Origin of the sequence: Pseudomonas asiatica (assembly GCF_040214835.1) — a bacterium.
GTDB lineage: Bacteria > Pseudomonadota > Gammaproteobacteria > Pseudomonadales > Pseudomonadaceae > Aquipseudomonas > Aquipseudomonas putida_Z.
In genome coordinates, this window is record NZ_CP157874.1 from 4,375,154 (window position 1) to 4,394,404 (window position 19,251).

General features: G+C 64.5%; 19 protein-coding genes. 6 read left to right on the forward strand and 13 right to left on the reverse strand.

Annotated features, from left to right (window positions below; all coding sequences use genetic code 11):
• Nucleotides 1-133 precede the first annotated feature (133 nt).
• Nucleotides 134-979, forward strand: a complete 846-nt coding sequence (locus ABNP31_RS19480) for an AAA family ATPase (RefSeq protein ID WP_013973748.1) — start codon at nt 134-136, stop codon at nt 977-979.
• A gap of 13 nt (nt 980-992) precedes the next feature.
• Complete coding sequence (locus tag ABNP31_RS19485) at nt 993-2,171, forward strand: vWA domain-containing protein (RefSeq protein WP_013973749.1); 1,179 nt, start codon at nt 993-995, stop codon at nt 2,169-2,171.
• 114 nt (nt 2,172-2,285) lie between these two features.
• Here the strand turns inward: ABNP31_RS19485 and ABNP31_RS19490 are convergent, their stop codons facing one another.
• From ABNP31_RS19490 to ABNP31_RS19505, 4 genes are read right to left on the reverse strand one after another with little or no spacing between them, the layout of a single operon-like run.
• Nucleotides 2,286-3,203, reverse strand: coding sequence for a biotin-dependent carboxyltransferase family protein (locus tag ABNP31_RS19490; RefSeq protein WP_350012681.1), 918 nt, complete (start codon nt 3,201-3,203; stop codon nt 2,286-2,288).
• Nucleotides 3,200-3,886 (reverse strand): 5-oxoprolinase subunit PxpB, encoded by a 687-nt coding sequence (gene pxpB / locus ABNP31_RS19495; protein WP_085665287.1) that lies wholly within the window; start codon nt 3,884-3,886, stop codon nt 3,200-3,202. Before pxpB ends, ABNP31_RS19490 begins: the two co-directional genes overlap by 4 nt.
• Nucleotides 3,883-4,662 (reverse strand): 5-oxoprolinase subunit PxpA, encoded by a 780-nt coding sequence (locus ABNP31_RS19500; protein ID WP_085665286.1) that lies wholly within the window; start codon nt 4,660-4,662, stop codon nt 3,883-3,885. The genes pxpB and ABNP31_RS19500 overlap by 4 nt, the downstream gene beginning before the upstream one ends.
• A gap of 9 nt (nt 4,663-4,671) precedes the next feature.
• The gene (locus tag ABNP31_RS19505; RefSeq protein ID WP_013973753.1) at nt 4,672-5,958 is read right to left on the reverse strand and encodes an MFS transporter; all 1,287 of its coding nucleotides are present in this window, start codon (nt 5,956-5,958) and stop codon (nt 4,672-4,674) included.
• Between the two features lie 128 nt (nt 5,959-6,086).
• On the opposite strand from ABNP31_RS19505, the gene ABNP31_RS19510 reads away from it, so the two are divergent.
• Nucleotides 6,087-6,998, forward strand: a complete 912-nt coding sequence (locus tag ABNP31_RS19510; RefSeq protein ID WP_015271343.1) for a LysR family transcriptional regulator — start codon at nt 6,087-6,089, stop codon at nt 6,996-6,998.
• A 134-nt stretch (nt 6,999-7,132) separates the two neighbouring features.
• Here the strand turns inward: ABNP31_RS19510 and ABNP31_RS19515 are convergent, their stop codons facing one another.
• Genes ABNP31_RS19515 through ABNP31_RS19525 form a run of 3 tightly spaced genes read right to left on the reverse strand, consistent with a single transcriptional unit; the run spans nt 7,133 to nt 8,958 of the window.
• Nucleotides 7,133-7,654 carry a DUF2937 family protein gene (locus ABNP31_RS19515; RefSeq protein WP_003259551.1) on the reverse strand — a complete coding sequence of 174 codons (522 nt, stop codon included), beginning with the start codon at nt 7,652-7,654 and terminating at the stop codon, nt 7,133-7,135.
• 9 nt (nt 7,655-7,663) lie between these two features.
• Complete coding sequence (locus ABNP31_RS19520; RefSeq protein ID WP_013973756.1) at nt 7,664-8,437, reverse strand: class II glutamine amidotransferase; 774 nt, start codon at nt 8,435-8,437, stop codon at nt 7,664-7,666.
• Nucleotides 8,438-8,451: 14 nt separating this feature from the next.
• Nucleotides 8,452-8,958, reverse strand: a complete 507-nt coding sequence (locus ABNP31_RS19525; protein WP_085665283.1) for an MFS transporter — start codon at nt 8,956-8,958, stop codon at nt 8,452-8,454.
• A gap of 246 nt (nt 8,959-9,204) precedes the next feature.
• On the opposite strand from ABNP31_RS19525, the gene ABNP31_RS19530 reads away from it, so the two are divergent.
• Entirely contained in the window at nt 9,205-11,247 is a 2,043-nt protein-coding gene (locus ABNP31_RS19530; RefSeq protein ID WP_238066826.1) for a S9 family peptidase, read from the forward strand.
• Between the two features lie 158 nt (nt 11,248-11,405).
• Here ABNP31_RS19530 and ABNP31_RS19535 read toward each other — a convergent pair whose 3' ends face one another.
• Nucleotides 11,406-11,684, reverse strand: coding sequence for a hypothetical protein (locus ABNP31_RS19535; RefSeq protein WP_085618071.1), 279 nt, complete (start codon nt 11,682-11,684; stop codon nt 11,406-11,408).
• A gap of 131 nt (nt 11,685-11,815) precedes the next feature.
• Between ABNP31_RS19535 and ABNP31_RS19540 the strand changes: the two genes are divergently transcribed.
• Together ABNP31_RS19540 and ABNP31_RS19545 are read left to right on the forward strand one after the other, a co-directional pair.
• The gene (locus ABNP31_RS19540) at nt 11,816-12,187 is read left to right on the forward strand and encodes a YajD family HNH nuclease (RefSeq protein WP_003259546.1); all 372 of its coding nucleotides are present in this window, start codon (nt 11,816-11,818) and stop codon (nt 12,185-12,187) included.
• Between the two features lie 72 nt (nt 12,188-12,259).
• Nucleotides 12,260-12,730 (forward strand): RNA methyltransferase, encoded by a 471-nt coding sequence (locus tag ABNP31_RS19545; RefSeq protein ID WP_025340213.1) that lies wholly within the window; start codon nt 12,260-12,262, stop codon nt 12,728-12,730.
• Between the two features lie 168 nt (nt 12,731-12,898).
• Here the strand turns inward: ABNP31_RS19545 and ABNP31_RS19550 are convergent, their stop codons facing one another.
• From ABNP31_RS19550 to ABNP31_RS19570, 5 genes are all read right to left on the reverse strand, one after another.
• Nucleotides 12,899-14,389: an aldehyde dehydrogenase gene (locus ABNP31_RS19550; RefSeq protein WP_025340214.1), complete on the reverse strand. Its 1,491-nt coding sequence runs from the start codon at nt 14,387-14,389 to the stop codon at nt 12,899-12,901.
• A gap of 2 nt (nt 14,390-14,391) precedes the next feature.
• Nucleotides 14,392-15,294, reverse strand: coding sequence for a dihydrodipicolinate synthase family protein (locus ABNP31_RS19555; protein WP_085665280.1), 903 nt, complete (start codon nt 15,292-15,294; stop codon nt 14,392-14,394).
• A 74-nt stretch (nt 15,295-15,368) separates the two neighbouring features.
• Nucleotides 15,369-16,697, reverse strand: coding sequence for an MFS transporter (locus ABNP31_RS19560; RefSeq protein WP_075046027.1), 1,329 nt, complete (start codon nt 16,695-16,697; stop codon nt 15,369-15,371).
• Nucleotides 16,698-16,879: 182 nt separating this feature from the next.
• Complete coding sequence (locus ABNP31_RS19565) at nt 16,880-18,199, reverse strand: NAD(P)/FAD-dependent oxidoreductase (protein WP_238066827.1); 1,320 nt, start codon at nt 18,197-18,199, stop codon at nt 16,880-16,882.
• 61 nt (nt 18,200-18,260) lie between these two features.
• On the reverse strand, nt 18,261-18,977 hold the full coding sequence (locus ABNP31_RS19570) for a GntR family transcriptional regulator (protein ID WP_085665278.1): 717 nt from the start codon (nt 18,975-18,977) through the stop codon (nt 18,261-18,263).
• Nucleotides 18,978-19,251 lie beyond the last annotated feature (274 nt).

The following is a 19,251-nucleotide window of genomic DNA, read 5'->3' on the forward strand; positions in this document are numbered from 1 at the left end:
ACAGGTGTTGGGCCTCTTCGCGGGCACGCCCGCTCCCACAGGTACCCCACAGATCCGGAAGTTTGTGCAATTCCTGTGGGAGCGGGCGTGCCCGCGAAGAGGCCCTGACAGGCATACGGCAGAGGACAGACCCATGAAGTTCGAAGGCACCCGCGACTACGTCGCCACAGACGATCTGAAACTGGCGGTAAACGCGGCCATCACCCTCGAACGCCCCTTGCTGGTCAAGGGCGAACCCGGCACCGGCAAGACCATGCTCGCCGAGCAGCTGGCAGCTTCGTTCGGTGCGCGCCTGATCACCTGGCACATCAAGTCCACCACCAAGGCCCACCAGGGCCTCTACGAGTATGACGCGGTCAGCCGCCTGCGTGACTCGCAGCTGGGCGTGGACAAGGTCCACGATGTGCGCAATTACCTGAAGAAGGGCAAGCTGTGGGAGGCCTTCGAGGCCGAGGAACGGGTCATCCTGCTGATCGACGAAATCGACAAGGCCGACATCGAGTTCCCCAACGACCTGCTGCAAGAGCTCGACAAGATGGAGTTCTACGTCTACGAAATCGACGAGACCATCAAGGCCAGACAGCGCCCGATCATCATCATCACCTCCAACAACGAAAAGGAGCTGCCGGACGCCTTCCTGCGCCGCTGCTTCTTCCACTACATCGCCTTCCCCGACCGCACCACCCTGCAGCAGATCGTCGACGTGCACTACCCGAACATCAGCCAGTCGCTGGTCAGCGAGGCGCTGGACGTGTTCTTCGACGTGCGCAAGGTACCAGGCCTGAAGAAAAAGCCGTCCACCTCCGAACTGGTCGATTGGCTCAAGTTGCTGATGGCAGACAACATCGGTGAAGCGGTGCTGCGCGAACGCGACCCGACCAAGGCCATTCCACCGCTGGCCGGGGCGCTGGTGAAGAACGAGCAGGACGTGCAACTGCTCGAGCGCCTGGCCTTCATGAGCCGGCGCGGCAACCGCTGACAGGAGCCGGGCCATGCTGCTCAACCTGTTCAATGAAATGCGCGCGGCCAAGGTGCCGGTGTCGGTACGCGAACTGCTCGACCTGCACCAGGCCCTGCAAAAGCGCGTGGTGTTCGCCGACATGGACGAGTTCTACTACCTCGCCCGCGCCATCCTGGTGAAAGACGAGCGCCACTTCGACAAGTTCGACCGCGCCTTCGCCGCCTACTTCAAAGGCCTGGAGAACCTCGACCGGCACATCGAGGCGTTGATCCCCGAAGACTGGCTGCGCAAGGAGTTCGAGCGTTCGCTGACCGATGAGGAGCGCGCGCAGATCCAGTCGCTGGGTGGCCTGGACAAGCTGATCGAGGAGTTCAAGAAGCGCCTCGAGGAGCAGAAGGAGCGTCACGCCGGCGGCAACAAGTGGATCGGCACCGGCGGCACCAGCCCGTTCGGCTCGGGCGGCTTCAACCCCGAGGGCATCCGCGTGGGCGAGGCCGGCAAGCGCCAGGGCAAGGCGGTGAAGGTGTGGGACCAGCGCGAATACAAGAACCTGGACGACCAGGTGGAGCTGGGCACCCGCAACATCAAGCTGGCCTTGCGCCGGCTGCGCAAGTTCGCCCGTGAAGGCGCCGCAGAAGAGCTGGACATCGACGGCACCATCGACCACACCGCGCGGGATGCCGGGCTACTGAACATCCAGATGCGCCCCGAGCGGCGCAACACGGTGAAGCTGCTGTTGCTGTTCGACATCGGTGGCTCGATGGACGCCCACGTCAAGGTCTGCGAAGAACTGTTCTCGGCGTGCAAGACCGAGTTCAAGCACCTGGAGTACTACTACTTCCACAACTTCGTGTACGAGTCGGTGTGGAAGAACAACCTGCGCCGCACCTCGGAGCGCTATTCCACCTTCGACCTGCTGCACAAGTACGGCGATGACTACAAGGTTGTGTTCGTCGGCGATGCGGCCATGGCGCCCTACGAGATTACCCAGCCGGGTGGCAGCGTGGAGCACTGGAACGAAGAGGCCGGGTATGTGTGGATGCAGCGCTTCATGGAGAAATTCAGGAAGATCATCTGGATCAACCCGTACCCGAAGCAGGCCTGGGACTACACCGCATCGACCCACCTGGTGCGGGACTTGATCGAAGACAAGATGTACCCGCTGACCTTGCAGGGGTTGGAGGAAGGGATGCGTTACCTGTCAAAGTGATTTTGCCGGTACCGGCCTCTTCGCGGGCTCGCCCGCTCCCACAGGTATTGCGCAAGCCTTGAGGCCTGTGGGGTACTTGTGGGAGCGGGTTCACCCGCGAAGAGGCCGGCAGCCTTAACGCCAACGGTCCAGATATACCTGCTGCTCCCGCCACGCCTCATCCTGCACCACCGCCCGGAACCGCACCACCGCCCCCGGCATGCACTGCGCCAGTTGCACCAGCGCCAACGGCGTCAATGCCCCCAGCCGCGGATAGCCGCCAATGGTCTGCCGGTCATTGAGCAACACGATCGGCTGCCCATCCGGCGGCACCTGCACCGCCCCCAACGGAATCCCCTCGGAAATCATCGGCGCGCCCTGGTAGACCAGCTGCGGCCCCAGCAGGCGGATGCCCATGCGGTCGGCACGGCTGTCCAGCGTCCACTCGCGGTTGAACGCCTCGAACAGGCTGGTACCGCTGAAGTCACCGATCTGTGCGCCGATCACCAGGTCAAGCACTGGCTTTTGTGCGTACTGTGGCCGCAGCGCTGCCGGTACCTCACGCAAGGTCGCTGAAGCGCTGGAAAATGCCAGCAGCTGGCCTTTGCCGAGCGCAGAGCCCTGGCCATCGATACCGCCCAGTTCTTCCCGCACGACCGTGGCACGGCTGCCCAGCACATCCTCGCCCAGGAAGCCGCCAGGTGCTGCCAGGTACGCCCGCACGCCCTGCTTCGGCTGCTTCAGGGTCAACCGCTGGCCCTTGACCAACGCAAAGCTGCGCCAGGGCGCCAGCGGCTGATCATCGACCCGCGCATCCAGGTCGGCACCGGCCAGGGCCAGCACACAATCCTGCTCTGCGACCACACAGAAACCACCTAGCGCCACCTCGACCACCGGCGCCGCCAACGGGTTGCCCAGCAGCCAGTTGGCCCAGTGCATCGCCACCCAGTCCAGCGCCCCGCCCTGGGTCACGCCCAGGTGGCGTACGCCAAAGCGCCCGGCATCCTGCAACTGGCACAGCGGCGTACTGGCCTCGATCTTCAACTGCTTCATGCTTGTGCCTCCACATCACCGCCCAACGCCACGAACTCGCTGCGCGTAACCGGCACGAAGCGCACCCGGTCACCGGGTTGCAACAGGCTGTAGCCCTCGCGTTCACGGTCGAACAGGCGCACCGGGGTACGCCCGATCAGGTTCCAGCCACCCGGCGATACCGCCGGATAGGCCGCCGTCTGGCGCTCGGCAATGCCGACGCTGCCGGCCGCCACGCGCTTGCGCGGGGTGCTAAGGCGCGGGCTGGCCAGGCGTTCGTCCACCAGGCCCATGAAGCCGAAACCGGGGGCGAAACCCAGGGCGAACACCGGGTACTCGCGCTCGCTGTGCAAGCGGATCACCTCTGCTTCACTCAAGCCACTGCTGGCCGCCAACACCGGCAGTTCCGGGCCGACGCTGGCGTCGTACCACACCGGGATCTCATGGCGGCGGCCACCGCTGCCCGTGTCTGGCTGCAAGCCCTCCAGCGCACGGATGATCAGTGCCCTCGCCTCACCCGGTGGCAGGTCGAACTGCACCATCAGCGTGGTGTAGGACGGCACCAGGTCCAGCAAGTGCTCGCCGAACGCCGCACGCAAGCGCTGGCTGGCAGCAAGCATCCACGGCATGTTGCCCTCGTCGATGGAATCGAACAGGCGCACCATCAGGCTGTCGATGGCCACAACTTCAATACGCGGCTTCATCGCGACTCCAGGGCATCGAGGGCCTGGCGAATCTGCCGCACTGCCGCAACCGAACTGTCGTTGTCGCCGTGTACGCACAGGGTGCTGGCCGCCAGCCTCAACGCACTGCCATCGTCCGCCACCAGCGTGTCGCCACGGGCCAGGCGCACGGCCTGCTCCACCACCAGCGCCGGGTCGTGGTGCACCGCGCCGGGCAGGCGCCGCGACACCAGGTGCCCACTGGCGGTGTAGGCGCGGTCGGCGAATGCTTCGAACCACAGCGGCACGCCAATTTCATCGCCCAGGGCCTGGGCGGCGCGGTTGTCGGCGGTGGCCATCAGCATCAGCGGCAGGCCGCCGCCATAGGCCGCCACAGCCTCCAGTACGGTACGCAGCTTGAGCGGGTCGGCCATCATGTCGTTGTACAGCGCACCATGGGGTTTCACGTAGGCCACACGGCCGCCCAACACTTTGCAGATGCCGTCCAGCGCACCGATCTGGTAATGCAGCAGGTCGCGGATTTCCTCCGGGCTGCAGGCCATGGAACGGCGGCCGAAGCCGACCAGGTCCGGGTAGGCCGGGTGCGCGCCGATGGTCACGCCGTGCTCCAGCGCCAGGGCCACGGTGCGGCGCATGATGCTGGGGTCGCCGGCGTGGTAGCCGCAGGCGATGTTGGCGCAATCGATGTAAGGCATGACTTCGGCATCCAGGCCCATGCGCCAGCTGCCGAAACTCTCGCCCATGTCGCAATTGAGTAGCAGGCGTTCCACCGCACGGCCTCCGTTGTCGTTGTTCATATGCCTACCTTAACGCGCCTGCAGCTGTTTGCCGCGGGTTTCCGGCAGGCTCAGCGCCGCCACGATCACCACCCCGTAGGACACGGCGGAGAACACGCCGATACCCAGGCCCAGCGGTACCTTCTGGCCGAGCACGCCGATCAGCAGCGGGAACAGTGCCGCGATGACCTTGCCGATGTTGTAGCAGAAGCCCTGCCCCGAACCGCGGATACGCGTGGGGAACAGTTCGGTGAGGAACGCGCCCATGCCGCTGAAGATGCCCGAGGCGAAGAAGCCCAGCGGGAAGCCCAGCCACAGCATCACGCCGTCGCTGACCTGCATTTGCGTGTACAGCAGCACGATGACGAACGAGCCCACGGCGAACAGGATGAAGTTCTTCTTGCGCCCCAGCAGGTCGGACAGGTACGCACTGACCACATAGCCGACGTAGGAGCCGACGATCACCATGGCCAGGTAGCCACCGGTACCCAGCACGCTCAGGCCGCGCTCGTTCTTGAGGAAGGTCGGCAGCCACGAGGTAATGGCGTAGTAGCCGCCCAGCGCGCCGGTGGTCAGCAGGGACGCACGCACGGTGGTCCAGAGCATGCCCGGGGCAAAGATCTCGTAGAACTGCGCAGGTGCCTCGGCGTTTTCCACCGCCTTGGCCTCGCGGTATACCTCGGGGTCCTTGACCAGGCGGCGGACGAAGATCACGAAGATCGCCGGTACCAGGCCCAGCAGGAACAGCGCGCGCCAGGCCTGCTCGGCCGGCAGCCAGGAGAACAGCAGTGCGTAGAGGATGGCGGTGAGGCCCCAGCCAAGGGCCCAGCCGGACTGCACCATGCCCACCGCCTTGCCACGGTCCTGGGCGCGGATCACCTCGCCGATCAGCACCGCGCCGGCGGTCCACTCACCGCCAAAGCCGAAGCCCATCAGGGTACGGGCGATCAGCAGCTGTTCGTAGTTCTGGGCGAAGCCGCAGAGGAAGGTGAAGAAGGCAAACCACAGCACCGTCAGTTGCAGGGTGCGCACGCGGCCAATGCGGTCGGAGAGAATGCCGGCCACCCAGCCACCCACGGCCGAGGCGATCAAGGTGCTGGTGTGGATCAACCCGGCTTCGGTGGTGGTGATGCCCCACAGCATGATCAGCGTCGGAATGACGAAGCTGAGCATCTGTGTGTCCATGCCATCCAGGCCGTAGCCGATCTTGCAGCTCCAGAACGTCCGGCGCTGCTGTGAGTCGATGTCGCGATACCAGGCGAAGGGCCCGGACGAAGATGGGGAGCTGACCTGCTGCTGCACGCCGGTGGGGTTCATGCTTGCCTCGGCTTGTTGGTATTGTTTTATGGGCGACAATGAGTCGCGGCCTGGCTGCCATTGTTCAGACGCCGCGCCATTTGCGTCCAACGAGAAAAACCGCCGGTCTGGAACAAGAAAAACTGATCATGAACCTTCGCTTCCTCGAAACCTTCGTCTGGGTCGCCCGGCTCAAGAGCTTCCGCCTGACCGCGGAAAAGCTGTTCACTACCCAGGCCTCGGTTTCCAGCCGCATCGCCGCGTTGGAGGCCGACCTGGGCGTCAAACTGCTGTTGCGCGACTCACGTGGCGTCAGCCTGACCCCGGAAGGCGGCAAGGTGCTGGAATATGCCGAGCGCATGCTGGAAACCGCCAAGGCCATGAAGCAGTCGCTGGACAGCGACCGGGCCAAGGTCGGGCGCATCCGTATCGGGGTGATGGACACGGTGATCCACACCTGGATGAGCGCGCTGGTGGCGGAGCTGACCGAGCGTTACCCGCAAGTGGAGATCGAACTGGTGGCCGACACTGCGCTGAACCTTCGCGAGCAATTGCAGAAGGGCTTTCTCGACGTGATCCTGCAGACCGACCTGCTGCGCGAGCAGTCGATCCGTAGCCTGGACCTGGCGCGCTACCCGATGGGTTGGGTGGTGGCCGCCGGCTCGCACCAGCACCGCGACTACGCTTCGCTGGCCGAGCTTGGGCGTGAGCGCATCATCACCTTCTCGAAGAACTCGCGGCCGCACCAGGAAGTGCTGAGCCTGCTGCTGAGTGCCGGGGCCGAAACGCCGCGGCTGAACTGCGTGAACTCGGTGGCGGCGATTACCCGGCTGTTGCGCGACGGGTTTGGCATTGGTGCGTTGCCGCCGGCGCTGGTGGATGCCGAGTTGAGCCGGGGTGAACTGGTATTGCTGCAGGGGCTGCAACCGCCGCCGAGCCTGGAGCTGGTGGTGGCCTGGCAGACTGGGGTGGCGTTGGTGGATGAAGTGGTCGGGGTTTGCCGGCAGGTGCTGGAGCGGTATGCGCGGGATGTGGGTGGGCAGCGCATAGTGTTGGTCTGACAGATTTGCAGTGCCTGTGCTGGCCTCTTCGCGGGTAAACCCGCTCCCACAGAGTCACCACAGGTCTTGAGGGCTGCGCAGTACCTGTGGGAGCGGGTTCACCCGCGAAGAGGCCAGCACAGGCACTGCAAAAATCAGCGCCAGCTCTCTTTCACCGCCCCACGCCGCCCGCCCAGGATCACCCAGCCAATCGCCAGCAACAGGCTCTCGACCACGAAGGCCAGCACAAACCCTGCACCAAGCCCCCAGCCAACCGCCTCGGGCACCAGCAGGATCTGGTAGCTGTAGCCATTGAGGGTTTCTTCGCGCAACTGCGGGTCGGCCTGTACCAGCACGTGCCAGGTACGCTGCGCCCATGGCGCTTGCAGCGCCTGCCATTCGTTTTCCAGCAGTTCGTTGCGGATCATCAGGCTTTCGATGCTGTTGGCATCACTGTTGAACACCGGGTCGTCGCTGCTGCGGTAATGCCGCAGCAGCGCCTGCAGGTCACCATTAAAGAAACGTTCGGCGGTCTGCCGGAAGCCGTCGAGCGCCTCGCGTGATTCGAACAGGTGCGCCTCGACCCGCTGGCTGTAGTCCTTCACCAGCCCCGGGACCTGGATACCGGCCAGCAGGCCGAAGGTAAACAACAGCAACCGCAGGTAACTTCTGAACATGCCGCGTCCTTAGCTCTGGCCGTGCGCTACGCACTCGCCGTGCCGCCACAGGGCCCACTGACCCGGCTCGTAGCGCTGCCAGGTCTCGTTCTCGGTCAAGGCCTCGGTGGCGATCACCGTGACCACGTCATTAGGGGTGGTTTCGGTGTGAAAATCGACGATCAGGTCGACATCCTTCAACCGCGCCGCACCAAAAGGTGCCCGGCGGGTAATGTGCACCAGCTTGGTCGAACAGAAGCAGAACAGCCAATCGCCGTCGCTGAGCATGCAATTGAACACGCCCTGGCCGCGGTAGCCGGCACAGGCTTCGACCAGCACCGGCAGCAGCTGTTCCACCGGCACGGGCTCGGGGAAGGCGCTGCGAATGCGGTTGAGCAGGTCGCAGAAGGCCGCCTCGCTGTCGGTGTCGCCCACCGGCCGGTAGAAACTGGCCTGGCCCTTGAAGTCGCCCAGCTGGCCATTGTGCGCGAAGCACCAGTTGCGGCCCCACATCTCCCGCACGAACGGGTGGGTGTTGGACAGGCACACCTTGCCGACGTTGGCCTGGCGTATGTGGCCGATGACCACTTCGCTCTTGATCGGGTAACGCTGCACCAGGTTGGCCACTTCCGATTCGCTGCTCGCGGCCGGGTCCTGGAACAGGCGCAGGCCACGGCCTTCGTAGAAGCCGATGCCCCAGCCGTCACGGTGCGGGCCGGTACGGCCGCCGCGCTGCATCAGGCCGGTGAAGCTGAAGACGATGTCGGTGGGGACGTTGGCACTCATGCCCAGCAGTTCGCACATAGGCGTGTCTCCGCTTACAGACGTGGCTCGACCCGGCCGCCGCCTCGGGAGACGGCTGGGGCGGCAGGGGGTGGCGCATCACGGTAACGGTCGCGGCGCTCTGCGGCCAGCGGGCCCTGGGCGCCAATCTGGTCATCTTCGGCAGCCTGGCGCTGGGCAGCGGCCTCGGCCTGCGCGCGGCGCTCGCGGGCGCGCTTTTCCAGCGGCAAGCGCAGCAGTACGAAAAGGAAATACAGGGAAAACGCGCCCATGCCGTACATCGCGAAGTCGGATACCGCGCGCCAGGCGTTGTTGCCGACCTTGAAGGCGACATCCAGGGCGGTGATGGCAATGGCCGGGGCGAAACTGTCCTTGACCGGGTCGACGATGGTCGGGGTCAGCAGCAGCACCGCCAGCACCACCCGCAGCGGTTCGCGCAGCCAGCGCCACATCCAGCCGGTGAGCTTGAAGCCCACCATCAGGCAGCCCAGGGCGGCAACGGCGTAAAGGCCCCAGGCGAGGGTGTAGTCGTTCTCGGTCATGGTGTTCGTGCAAGCCAGGCAAAGAGATGCCTATGATAAACACTTTTCCGGGCGCAGACAGTGTTTGCCTGTACCGGCCTCTTCGCGGGTAAACCCGCTCCCACAGGATCACCACAGATCTTGAAACTGTGCAGTGCCTGTGGCTCTCACAGGAACACCACAGTTCTTGAAAGCTGTGCGGTCCCTGTGGGAGCGGGTTTACCCGCGAAGAGGCCGGCACAGGCAACCCCAATCAAGAGATCCTCAATGCCAACCAAGCCCCAACCCCCGATTGCCCACCAGGCCCAGGCCAGCGACCCGTACGCCTGGCTGCAACAGCGTGACACCCCCGAGGTGCTTGCCTACCTGCAGGCCGAGAACGCCTACCAGGAAGCCTGCCTGGCCGACCAGGCGCCGCTGCGCGAACAACTGTTCGAAGAGATCAAGGGCCGCATCCTGGAAACCGACCTGTCGCTGCCGGCGCCCTGGGGCCCCTACCTGTACTACACCCGTACCACCGCGGGCGACGAGTACCCGCGCCACTACCGCTGCCCGCGCCCGGCCGACGACTCCAACACGGTCGATGAAAGCCAGGAACAACTGCTGCTCGACCCCAACGCCCTGGCCAATGGCGGTTTCCTGTCCCTCGGCGCGTTCAACGTCAGCCCCGACCACCGCCTGCTGGCCTACAGCCTGGACACCAGCGGCGACGAAATCTTCACCCTGTACGTGAAGGACCTGGCCAGTGGCAGCGTCACTACCCTGCCCTTCGACGACTGCGACGGCAGCCTGACCTGGGCCAACGACAGCCAGACGCTGTTCTTCGCCGAACTGGACGACACCCACCGCCCATGGCGCCTGCGTCGCCACACCCTGGGCAACGAAGGCGCGCAGACCGTGTTCGAGGAGCCCGACGGGCGCTTCTTCCTGCACTGCTACCGCACCAGCTCCGAACGCCAGCTGGTGCTGCTGCTCAACAGCAAGACCACCAGCGAAGCCTGGGTACTGGACGCGGAAACCCCGCAGGCACCGTTCACCTGCCTGGCGCCACGGGTCGAAGGCCACGAGTACTTCCCCGACCACGGCCAGCTCGACGGCCAGTGGCGCTGGTTCATCCGCACCAACCAGGACGGCATCAACTTCGCCTTGTACCACGCCCCAGTCGCACCGGTGCCCAGCCGTGAGCAATGGCAGGTGCTGGTAGCGCACCGCGACGCGATCATGCTCGAAGGCCTCAGCCTGAATGCCGGCGCGCTGACCCTGAGCCTGCGCGAAGGCGGCCTGCCGATCATCGAGGTACGCCCGCAGGGCCTGGCGGCCTACCGCGTCGAACTGCCCGACGCGGCCTACAGCCTGTACGTGCAGGACAGCCTGGAGTTCGCCAGCCCACGCCTGCGCCTGCGCTACGAAGCACTCAACCGCCCGGCCCAGGTACGCCAGCTGGAGCTGGCCAGCGGTGCCCAGGCGGTGCTCAAGCAAACCCCGGTGCTGGGGCCGTTCGATGCCGACGACTATGTCAGCGAGCGCCTGTGGGCTACCGCAGCGGACGGCACCCGGGTGCCGATCAGCCTGGTGCGCCGCCGCCAGGACCTGGGCCAGACCGTGCCGCTGTACCTGTATGGCTACGGCGCCTATGGCGAAAGCCTCGACCCGTGGTTCTCGCACGCGCGCCTGAGCCTGCTGGAGCGCGGCGTGGCCTTTGCCATCGCCCATGTGCGTGGCGGCGGTGAACTGGGCGAAGCCTGGTACCGCGCCGGCAAGCAGGAGCACAAGCACAACACCTTCAGCGACTTCATCGCCTGTGCCGAGCACCTGATCGCCGAGGGTGTCACGGCTGCCGACCGCCTGGCCATCAGTGGTGGCAGCGCCGGTGGCCTGCTGATGGGCGCGGTGCTCAACCTGCGCCCCGAGCTGTTCCGCTGTGCGATTGCCGAAGTGCCGTTCGTCGACGTGCTCAACACCATGCTCGACCCCGAGCTGCCGTTGACAGTGACCGAGTACGACGAATGGGGCAACCCTGAGGAGCCGGAGGTGTATGAGCGGATCAAGGCCTACGCACCGTACGAGAATGTGAAGGCACAGGCCTACCCGGCGATGCTGGTGGTGGCGGGCTACAACGACAGCCGCGTGCAGTACTGGGAAGCGGCCAAGTGGGTGGCGCGGCTGCGTACGCGCAAGACCGACGACAACCTGCTGCTGCTCAAGACCGAGATGGGGGCTGGGCATGGCGGGATGAGCGGGCGGTATCAGGGGCTCAAGGATGTGGCCCTTGAGTACGCGTTCGTGTTCGGCGAGCTAGGTATCGTTTGAGAAAGCTGGGGGCGCTTTGCGCCCCTTTCGCGACACAAGGCCGCTCCCACAGGGATCGCGCATGTCCTGAATCCTGCGCGATCCCTGTGGGAGCGGCCTTGTGTCGCGATGGGCTGCAAAGCAGCCCCAAAATCCCACAGCCAACACGGCCCTCTCAGTCAATCATCCTGCACCGCCGGCTTCGGCGGGTCCTGGCGCAACCCCGGCAATGGCTGGTCCTTCGGTGGCCCGGGCACCGGCATCGGCGGCAACAGGGGCGCCCCCGGCTGGCTGTCATAGGCCTTGGGCGGCGTACTCGGGGTAATCTGCGGATATGGCGTAGGCGTCGGCGTACCCGGTGCACCGGGCACCGGCGTGCTCAACCGGGGTGGCGTGCTGGCAGCTTCGGCCATGGGCAGGCCGGCGAACAACAGCACAACGAGGATCGCGCGAAACATCAGCAACCTCCTGTCGGGAACCTTCCTACAGGCTACGCCTAAATCACGGCTTTCGCCTGTCCGCCTGCCCCGCAAGCGCGCTAGACTCAATGCATAACCGTCATTTGCCTGATCAGAACAAAGGAAACACCATGAGCTCCACCTCTTCCGCCGCCGCCACCGCGCGCCTGGACCGCATCCTGGCCGATGCCAAGCGCGACAAGGAAATGGGTTACCGCGACAAGGCCCTGAAAATGTACCCGCACGTCTGCGGCCGCTGCGCCCGCGAGTTCTCCGGCAAGCGCCTGAGCGAGCTGACCGTGCACCACCGCGACCACAACCACGACAACAACCCGCAGGACGGCTCCAACTGGGAGCTGCTGTGCCTGTACTGCCACGACAACGAGCACTCGCGCTACACCGACCAGCAGTACTTCAGCGAAGGCTCCACCAGCACCCCGAGCATCGCCAAGGCCACCCACAACCCGTTCGCCGGGCTGGCGGGCATGCTGAAGAAAGACTGACCATCGATTCGCCCCCCGCTGCTACCGGGCAGCCCGTATAATCGCGCTTTTTTTCGCGAAGGGCCCCGGTACGTGGCAAACAAACGATACAGCTGCATCGGCCTGTTCAACCCCAAGTCGGCAGAAAACGTCGGCTCGGTGATGCGCGCCGCGGGTTGCTACGGCGTCAATTCGGTGTTCTACACCGGCAAACGCTACGAGCGTGCCCGTGACTTCGTCACCGACACCAAGCGCGTGCACTACGACATCCCGCTGATCGGCATCGACGACCTGCAGCGCATCATCCCGCTGGGCTGCACGCCGGTGGCCGTGGAATTGGTGGAAGGCGCGCGGCCATTGCCGGAATACACCCACCCGGACCGGGCCATCTACATCTTCGGGCCGGAAGACGGCAGCCTCAGTGCCGATGTGCGGGCGTGGTGCGAAGAGACCATCTACATTCCGACCGAGGGCTGCATGAACCTGGCAGCGACGGTGAATGTGGTGCTGTATGACCGCATGGCCAAGGGGCTGAATACCCGTTCGGGGCCCAAGTTCAAGTAGTAAAAAGGCCGCCACTGCGGCAGCAGGACCGGCCCTTTCGCGGGTAAACCCGCTCCCACAGACTGTGCATTCCCTGTGGGAGCGGGTTTACCCGCGAAGAGGCCGGCACTGACAACACAGGGCGGCCAGGTGCCGAACTCCGTCAGAACAGCACCGGTCTTGCTCAGGTCACGAAGCGTTGATCCAGATGGTCTTCAGCTCCGTGTACTGGTCATGGGCCCAGATGGACTTGTCGCGCCCACCGAAGCCGGACTCCTTGTAGCCACCGAATGGCGTGGTGACATCCCCTTCGCCGAAGCAGTTGACCGTAACCACGCCCGCACGGATTTCACGCGACAGGCGCAGCGCATTGCGCAGGCTGCCGGTGTAGGCCGAGGCCGCCAGGCCGTAGACGGTGTCGTTGGCCAGCTCGATCGCCTCGTCGATGGTCTCGAAGCTGGTCACGCTCAGCACCGGGCCGAAGATTTCCTCGACGAACAGCTTGTTGTCGCGGCCAACGTTGTCGACGATGGTCGGCTGCACGAACACGCCGTCCTCGGTCTCGCCACCCTGGACGATACTGAGCTTGTGCTCGGCGGCGTATTCCAGGTACGACTTGACCTTCTCGAAGTGCGACTTGCTGACCATGGCGCCCAGGCGGTTGTCCGGGTCCAGCGGGTCGCCCAGCTTCCAGTCCTTCAGGTGCTTGGCGATCAGGCCCAGCAGCTGATCCTTCACGTCCTTGTGCACGATCAGGCGCGAAGAAGCGGAGCAGTTTTCGCCCATGTTCCAGAACGCACCAGCGGTGACGAACTGGGCCACTTCGTCCAGGTCCTCGCAGTCGTTCATGACCACGGCCGGGTTCTTGCCACCCAGCTCCAGGACGATGCGCTTGAGGTTGGACTCGGCGGCGTACTTCAGGAACAGGCGGCCGGTGTCGGTGGAGCCGGTGAAGCTGACCATCGGGATGTCCATGTGGCGGCCAATGGCCTCGCCCACTTCACGACCACCGCCAGGCACCAGGTTGAACACGCCTGCAGGAATGCCCGCCTCATGGGCCAGTTCGGCCACGCGCAGGGCGCTGAGGGTGGTTTCCTTGGCCGGCTTGACCACGATCGAGCAACCGGCGGCCAGCGACGGGGCAATCTTCCAGGCCAGCATCAGCAGCGGGAAGTTCCACGGCAGTACCAGGCCGACCACGCCGATGGCCTCGCGCACCACCATGGTCACGGCGGCATTGCCGGTCGGCGCCGTGGCGTCGTAGATCTTGTCGATCAGCTCGGCGTGCCAGCGGATGGTGTGGATGGTTTCCGGCACGTCGACGTTCTGGCACTCGCTGACCGGCTTGCCGCTGTCCAGCGCTTCCAGCACGGCCAGCTCGTGGGCGTTGTCTTCCAGCAGCTGGGCGAACTTCAGCAGCACGTGCTTGCGGTCGTTCGGCTGCATCTTCGACCAGGTGCCCTGTTCGAACACGCGCTTGGCGGCGGCCACGGCCACGTTCACGTCGTTGACGTCGCAGGCGGCGACTTCGGCCAGCTGCTTGCCGGTGGCCGGGTTGGTGGTGACGAAGGTGTTGCCCGAGATGGCATCACGGAACTCACCGTCGATGAACGCCTGGGTACGCAGTTGCAGTTCGGCGGCGAGGGCCGCGTATTGTTCCTTGCTCAGCAAATCGGCCATTTTCAAGCACCTCCGGTGATCTGTGCGATGTTGCGCTTGAGTTCAGTGACCACGCGCTGCAGTTCCTGCTTCTCGGCGGCATCCAGGTCGTACAGCGGCTTGCGTACGCCACCGGTGCTCAGGCCGTTGAGGGCGCAGCCGTACTTGATCGACTGGACGAACTTGCCGCCTTCGAGGAAGTCCATCAGCGGCATCATGGCGCCCATGATCTTGCGGCCTTTGTCGAAGTCCTTCTCGATCACACAGGCCTCGTACAAGGCCACGTGCTCGCGCGGGATGAAGTTGGAACCGGCGCAGACCCAGCTCTTGGCACCCCAGGCAAAGAACTCCAGGGCCTGGTCGTCCCAGCCGCACGACAGCTGGATGTTCGGGCGCTGGATGGCCAGGCGGTGCAGCTGGCCCATGTCACCGGAGCTTTCCTTGATGGCGACGATGTTCTTCACGTCGGCCACGGCGTCGAAGAACTCTTCGCCCATGCTCACGCTCATGCGGCCCGGGTAGTTGTAGAGCATGATCGGCAGGCCGGCGGCGGCGTCGACGGCTTTGACGTGCAGGGCGATTTCCTGCTGGGTCGGCAGTGCGTACGGCGGGGTGCCCACCAGCAGTGCGTCGGCCTTGATTTCCTTGGCGTGCTGGGCGAAAGCCACGGCGTCTTCGGTGCGGATGCCACCGGTGCCGACGATCAGTGGCAGGCGGCCGGCCAGCACGTCCTTGGCCTGGGCGGCCAGGTCGATGCGCTCCTGGGTGGTGTGGGCGTAGTACTCGCCGGTGGAGCCACCAATGATGACGCCGTGGATTTTCGACTCGACCAGGTATTCGAGGACCTCGGCGAACGCCGCCTTGTTGATCGAGCCGTCCGCAGCCAGTGGAGTGATTGCCGGGGTGTAGATGCCTTCGAATTTCACGGTAGGTTCTCCAGTGCGTTGCTCAGTGTTGTAAAGGCCGCAGCGGATCGACGCTGCGGCGGGTCGTCATGAATTCAGCTCAGCGAAGCCGCTTGTTGCAGGTTGAGCGAGCGGGTTTCCGGGGCCAGGGCAACGGAGAAGGCCAGGCCGACGAAGGTCACCGCGGCGGCGGCATACATGGTGGCGCCGATGCCATAGCTATCGAGGGCGATGGGCACCAGCCAGGTGCCGACCGCAGCACCGACCCGCGACATCGAGGTGCCCACGCCAACGGCACCGGCACGGATTTCGGTAGGGAACAGTTCGTTGGGGTACACCAGCTGCAACACCTGGGCGCCACCGATAAACAAGGCGTAGGCGCCGAACAGGGCGAGGATCAGCATCTCGTTGCCGTTGCTGAAAGCGCCCAGGCCCAGCAACGCCAGCCCCGACCAGAAGAAGCTGTGCAGCAGCGTGGTGCGGCGGCCGATGGTGTTCAGCAGGCGGGTGCCGATGATGCAACCGACCACGAACAGGCAGGTGATGGCGACCGACCCGATGGCGGCCCAGTCCCCTTTCAGGTTCAGTGCACCCAACACTTTCGGAGCGAAGGCGTAGACGGCGAACACCGGGATCACCGAGCAGGTCCAGAACATGGTGACGAACAGCATGCGCTTGCCGTAGCCGGAGTGCAGCAGGCTGAAGAACGACAGCTTGCGGGTCTTGGGCTCTTCCGGCAGGTTCTTCAGCGAGAAATCTCTGCCGTAGACGCGCTTGATCACCTGCTCGGCTTCGGCCGAACGGCCTTTGCTGATCAGCCAGCGCGGCGATTCGGGGGTGCCTATACGGATCGCGAACAGCAGCGCGCCGATCACCGAGGCACTGGCCAGCACCAGGCGCCAGGCATCATCGCCACCGTGGCGCAGGATCGCTTCACCGACCATGTAGGCGCAGGCGGCACCGGCGAACCACAGCACGGTCAGGGTGGCCAGGCGTGGGCCACGGTTCTTCTTGGGCAGGAACTCCACCAGCAGCGAGGTGGCCACCGGGTATTCGATGCCCACCGCGATGCCGATGGCGAAGCGCAGCAGGAACAGGACCATCGCCGATTCCACCCAGAACTGCGCGATCGAGGCCAGGATGAACAGGGTCGGGCCAACGAAGAACACGCGCTTGCGGCCGAAGCGGTCGGTCAACCAGCCGCCGAAGAAGCCACCGAAGAAAATGCCGATCAGCGCCGAAGCGGCGATCATGCCCTGCCAGAAACTGGTCAGGTTGAGGCCTGCCGACATCTGCACCATGGCAACGCCGATGATGCTCAATACATAGCCATCGACGAACGAGCCGCCACCGGAACGCAGGGTCAGCAACTGGTGAAAGTTGTTGATCGGTACATCTTCAATCGAAACATTTGGACTTGTCATTGTTGTTCCTGCCACTTCTGTTACATGCACAAATTCAAGGCGAGCGTGCCCGCGAAACTGAAAACAGCGTTCAGCCCCGGGTGACCGGCCTGTTGGCCGATCATCAATTTCGGGCAAAGGGTGCCCGTGCCGGCTAAATCGCCACCGGCATCAAGTGTTCAAAGTTGCAACGCCGTCAGCGGTCAGCTTTCTTTGCCAGCGCGGAACTGCCCCCACATCAGGTTGGCGTTCAAGCCCAGGGAAACCAGGGGCTGCGGCGGGTTTGCACAAGGCCCGGGAGCGTTGAGCAAGAACTCGATCAGTTCGTTCTTGTCGCCGGCCAGCCAGTCGGCCAGCAACTTGCCGGTGACAGTGCCACGGGTAACACCCAGGCCGTTGCAGCACATTGCGCCGACAACATTGGGCGCCAACTTGCCAAAGAACCCCATGTGGTTACGCGACAGTGCCAGTGCACCGCCCCAGGTGTATTCGAAGTTCACTCCGGGCAGCATCGGGAAACGCCGGGCGAACGATTCGCGGTGGCGCTGGACGAAGCGGTCCAGGTATTTGCGGTTGCTGCGCCCGTCGGGGTTGTAGCTGAAGCTGTTGCGGATCAGCAGGCGGTTGTCGACGGTGCGGCGCATGGTGGTGCCGAACGGGTCGGCCGGGATCACGCCCCAGTAGGGTTTGCCGCCCAGGCGCGCCTGCTCTTCCTCGGTCAGCGGGCGGGTGATGCTGCCGTAGGTGAACACCGGCAGCATGCGGCCCTTGAGGAAGCCGAAGCTCATGCCGAAGGCGTTGGTGGTGAGCACCAGCTTGTCGGCGGTGATCGAACCGTTGGCATGACGCAGCACTACCTTGTCGCCGTAGTCGACCTCGGTGATGGGCGTACGTTCATACAGCGAAACGTTGGACGGCAGGCTGTCGGCCAGGCCTTTGACCAGCGCCGACGGCTGCAGCAAGGCGGTGCCGGGGGTGAACAGGCCCTTGCGGTAGAAATGCGTGCCGATGTGCTCGGGCAGGTCGCGGCCTTCGATCACTTCGTAGGGCTGGCCGAGCTTGTCCAGACCGCGGCGGTAGGCATCCAGCACGGCGATGCCGCGGTCTTCGACGGCCGCCTGGTACTTGCCGCAGTGGCGGAACTGGCACTCGATATCGTAGCGCTCGATCAGCTCCTTGATGTAGGACTGGCCACCCAGGTTGAGCTTGAGGACGGTCTTGGCGATGTCGATGTCGCCGATGTAGTCCTCGGCGCCGATGTCGTGCGGCAGGTCGATGGCAAAGCCGGCGTTGCGCCCGGAGGTGCCAAAGCCGACCTCCTGGGCCTCGATCAGCACGATCTCGTCGTCCGGGAAGTTCGTTGCCAGCTGCCGTGCGGCAGCCAGGCCGGTGAAACCGGCGCCGACCACCACCCAGCGCGCCTGACTGTGGCCACTGTGGGCCGGCCTTGGCGTGCGGGGCTTGCTCAGGTGATACCAGCCACAGGTGGCATCATCGGCAGGTAACGAACTAATTCTTGTCATGTCACTAACCTGGTTCTTGTTGTCGACGGGTGGTCAGCGCCAGTTGCCTGACCTTGGTAACTCATATCTGAATCGGTACATCCAGCCCTTGCGGCGCGGCGTACTCGGCCATGCGCCGGCGCGACAGCTCGAAGTGCTCGCGCACCAGCTGGCCGGCAGCTTGCGGGTCGCGGCGCTCGATGGCCTGGATCATCTGGTCGTGCTGCTCGCAGGCGATCTCGAGGTCGTGCTGCATGTCATCGGTGGTCGGGTGGCGGTAGAAAATCTTGCCCAGCCGGGTGTGGTCGATCAGCAGGCGACGCAGGCTTGGCAGCAGGTAGTCGTTGTGCGCCATCTTGCCGATTTCCAGGTGGAAGGCGTCGTTGTAGAGCACACGGTTTTCCACGTCGCGCTCTTCGATGGCCTGGCGGAACAGGGCCTGGATACCTTTGAGCACTTCGATCTCGGCGGCGCTGGCATAGGTGGCGGCCAGCTGGGTGGTGGCGATGTAGATCAGCGGGGCGGCGACGAAGAAGCTGTGCAGCGACTCGTGGTTCATGGCAGCGACACGTGGCGCGCGGTTGGCTTCCAGTTCGATGTAGCCTTCGGCGGCGATCTGGCGCAGCAGCTCACGCACTGGCGGGCGCGACAGGCCGAACTCGTCGCACAGGGCCAGTTCGTCCACCACCGCGCCCGGGGCCAGTTCCATGCTGAGGATCCGGCGGCGCAGCGCTTCGGCGAGGACGGCCTTGCGGTCCTGCGGCACTTCTGCACTGAGTGGTTGGACGGTGGCTTTCATGGCGGCCTTCTTTGTTGTCATAGAGCTGTGTCTACTATTTGTATAACGACTATAGGGCACTGTTAGACAATATGTCTACAGCATTTTCGATGAACGGTGAAATCTGTCTGGGCCTTTGTTTTCAGGGGGTCCAGCGGGTTCAAGGGTGAGATTAAACACCCCTTGGGGCTGCATTGCCAAACCGGGCAGAAAATTATCCATATCAGACAAATGGGCAAAATTTGCCGGCCCTTTCGCGGGTAAACCCGCTCCCACAGGATCACCACAGGACTTG

Bases quoted from the DNA above. Each gene is read 5' to 3' on its own strand.
- ABNP31_RS19480 (WP_013973748.1), top strand. From the start codon at position 134: ATGAAGTTCGAAGGCACCCGCGACTACGTCGCCACAGACGATCTGAAA.
- ABNP31_RS19485 (WP_013973749.1), top strand. From the start codon at position 993: ATGCTGCTCAACCTGTTCAATGAAATGCGCGCGGCCAAGGTGCCGGTG.
- ABNP31_RS19490 (WP_350012681.1), bottom strand. From the start codon at position 3,203: ATGAAGCAGTTGAAGATCGAGGCCAGTACGCCGCTGTGCCAGTTGCAG.
- pxpB (WP_085665287.1), bottom strand. From the start codon at position 3,886: ATGAAGCCGCGTATTGAAGTTGTGGCCATCGACAGCCTGATGGTGCGC.
- ABNP31_RS19500 (WP_085665286.1), bottom strand. From the start codon at position 4,662: ATGAACAACGACAACGGAGGCCGTGCGGTGGAACGCCTGCTACTCAAT.
- ABNP31_RS19505 (WP_013973753.1), bottom strand. From the start codon at position 5,958: ATGAACCCCACCGGCGTGCAGCAGCAGGTCAGCTCCCCATCTTCGTCC.
- ABNP31_RS19510 (WP_015271343.1), top strand. From the start codon at position 6,087: ATGAACCTTCGCTTCCTCGAAACCTTCGTCTGGGTCGCCCGGCTCAAG.
- ABNP31_RS19515 (WP_003259551.1), bottom strand. From the start codon at position 7,654: ATGTTCAGAAGTTACCTGCGGTTGCTGTTGTTTACCTTCGGCCTGCTG.
- ABNP31_RS19520 (WP_013973756.1), bottom strand. From the start codon at position 8,437: ATGTGCGAACTGCTGGGCATGAGTGCCAACGTCCCCACCGACATCGTC.
- ABNP31_RS19525 (WP_085665283.1), bottom strand. From the start codon at position 8,958: ATGACCGAGAACGACTACACCCTCGCCTGGGGCCTTTACGCCGTTGCC.
- ABNP31_RS19530 (WP_238066826.1), top strand. From the start codon at position 9,205: ATGCCAACCAAGCCCCAACCCCCGATTGCCCACCAGGCCCAGGCCAGC.
- ABNP31_RS19535 (WP_085618071.1), bottom strand. From the start codon at position 11,684: ATGTTTCGCGCGATCCTCGTTGTGCTGTTGTTCGCCGGCCTGCCCATG.
- ABNP31_RS19540 (WP_003259546.1), top strand. From the start codon at position 11,816: ATGAGCTCCACCTCTTCCGCCGCCGCCACCGCGCGCCTGGACCGCATC.
- ABNP31_RS19550 (WP_025340214.1), bottom strand. From the start codon at position 14,389: ATGGCCGATTTGCTGAGCAAGGAACAATACGCGGCCCTCGCCGCCGAA.
- ABNP31_RS19560 (WP_075046027.1), bottom strand. From the start codon at position 16,697: ATGACAAGTCCAAATGTTTCGATTGAAGATGTACCGATCAACAACTTT.
- ABNP31_RS19565 (WP_238066827.1), bottom strand. From the start codon at position 18,199: ATGACAAGAATTAGTTCGTTACCTGCCGATGATGCCACCTGTGGCTGG.
- ABNP31_RS19570 (WP_085665278.1), bottom strand. From the start codon at position 18,977: ATGAAAGCCACCGTCCAACCACTCAGTGCAGAAGTGCCGCAGGACCGC.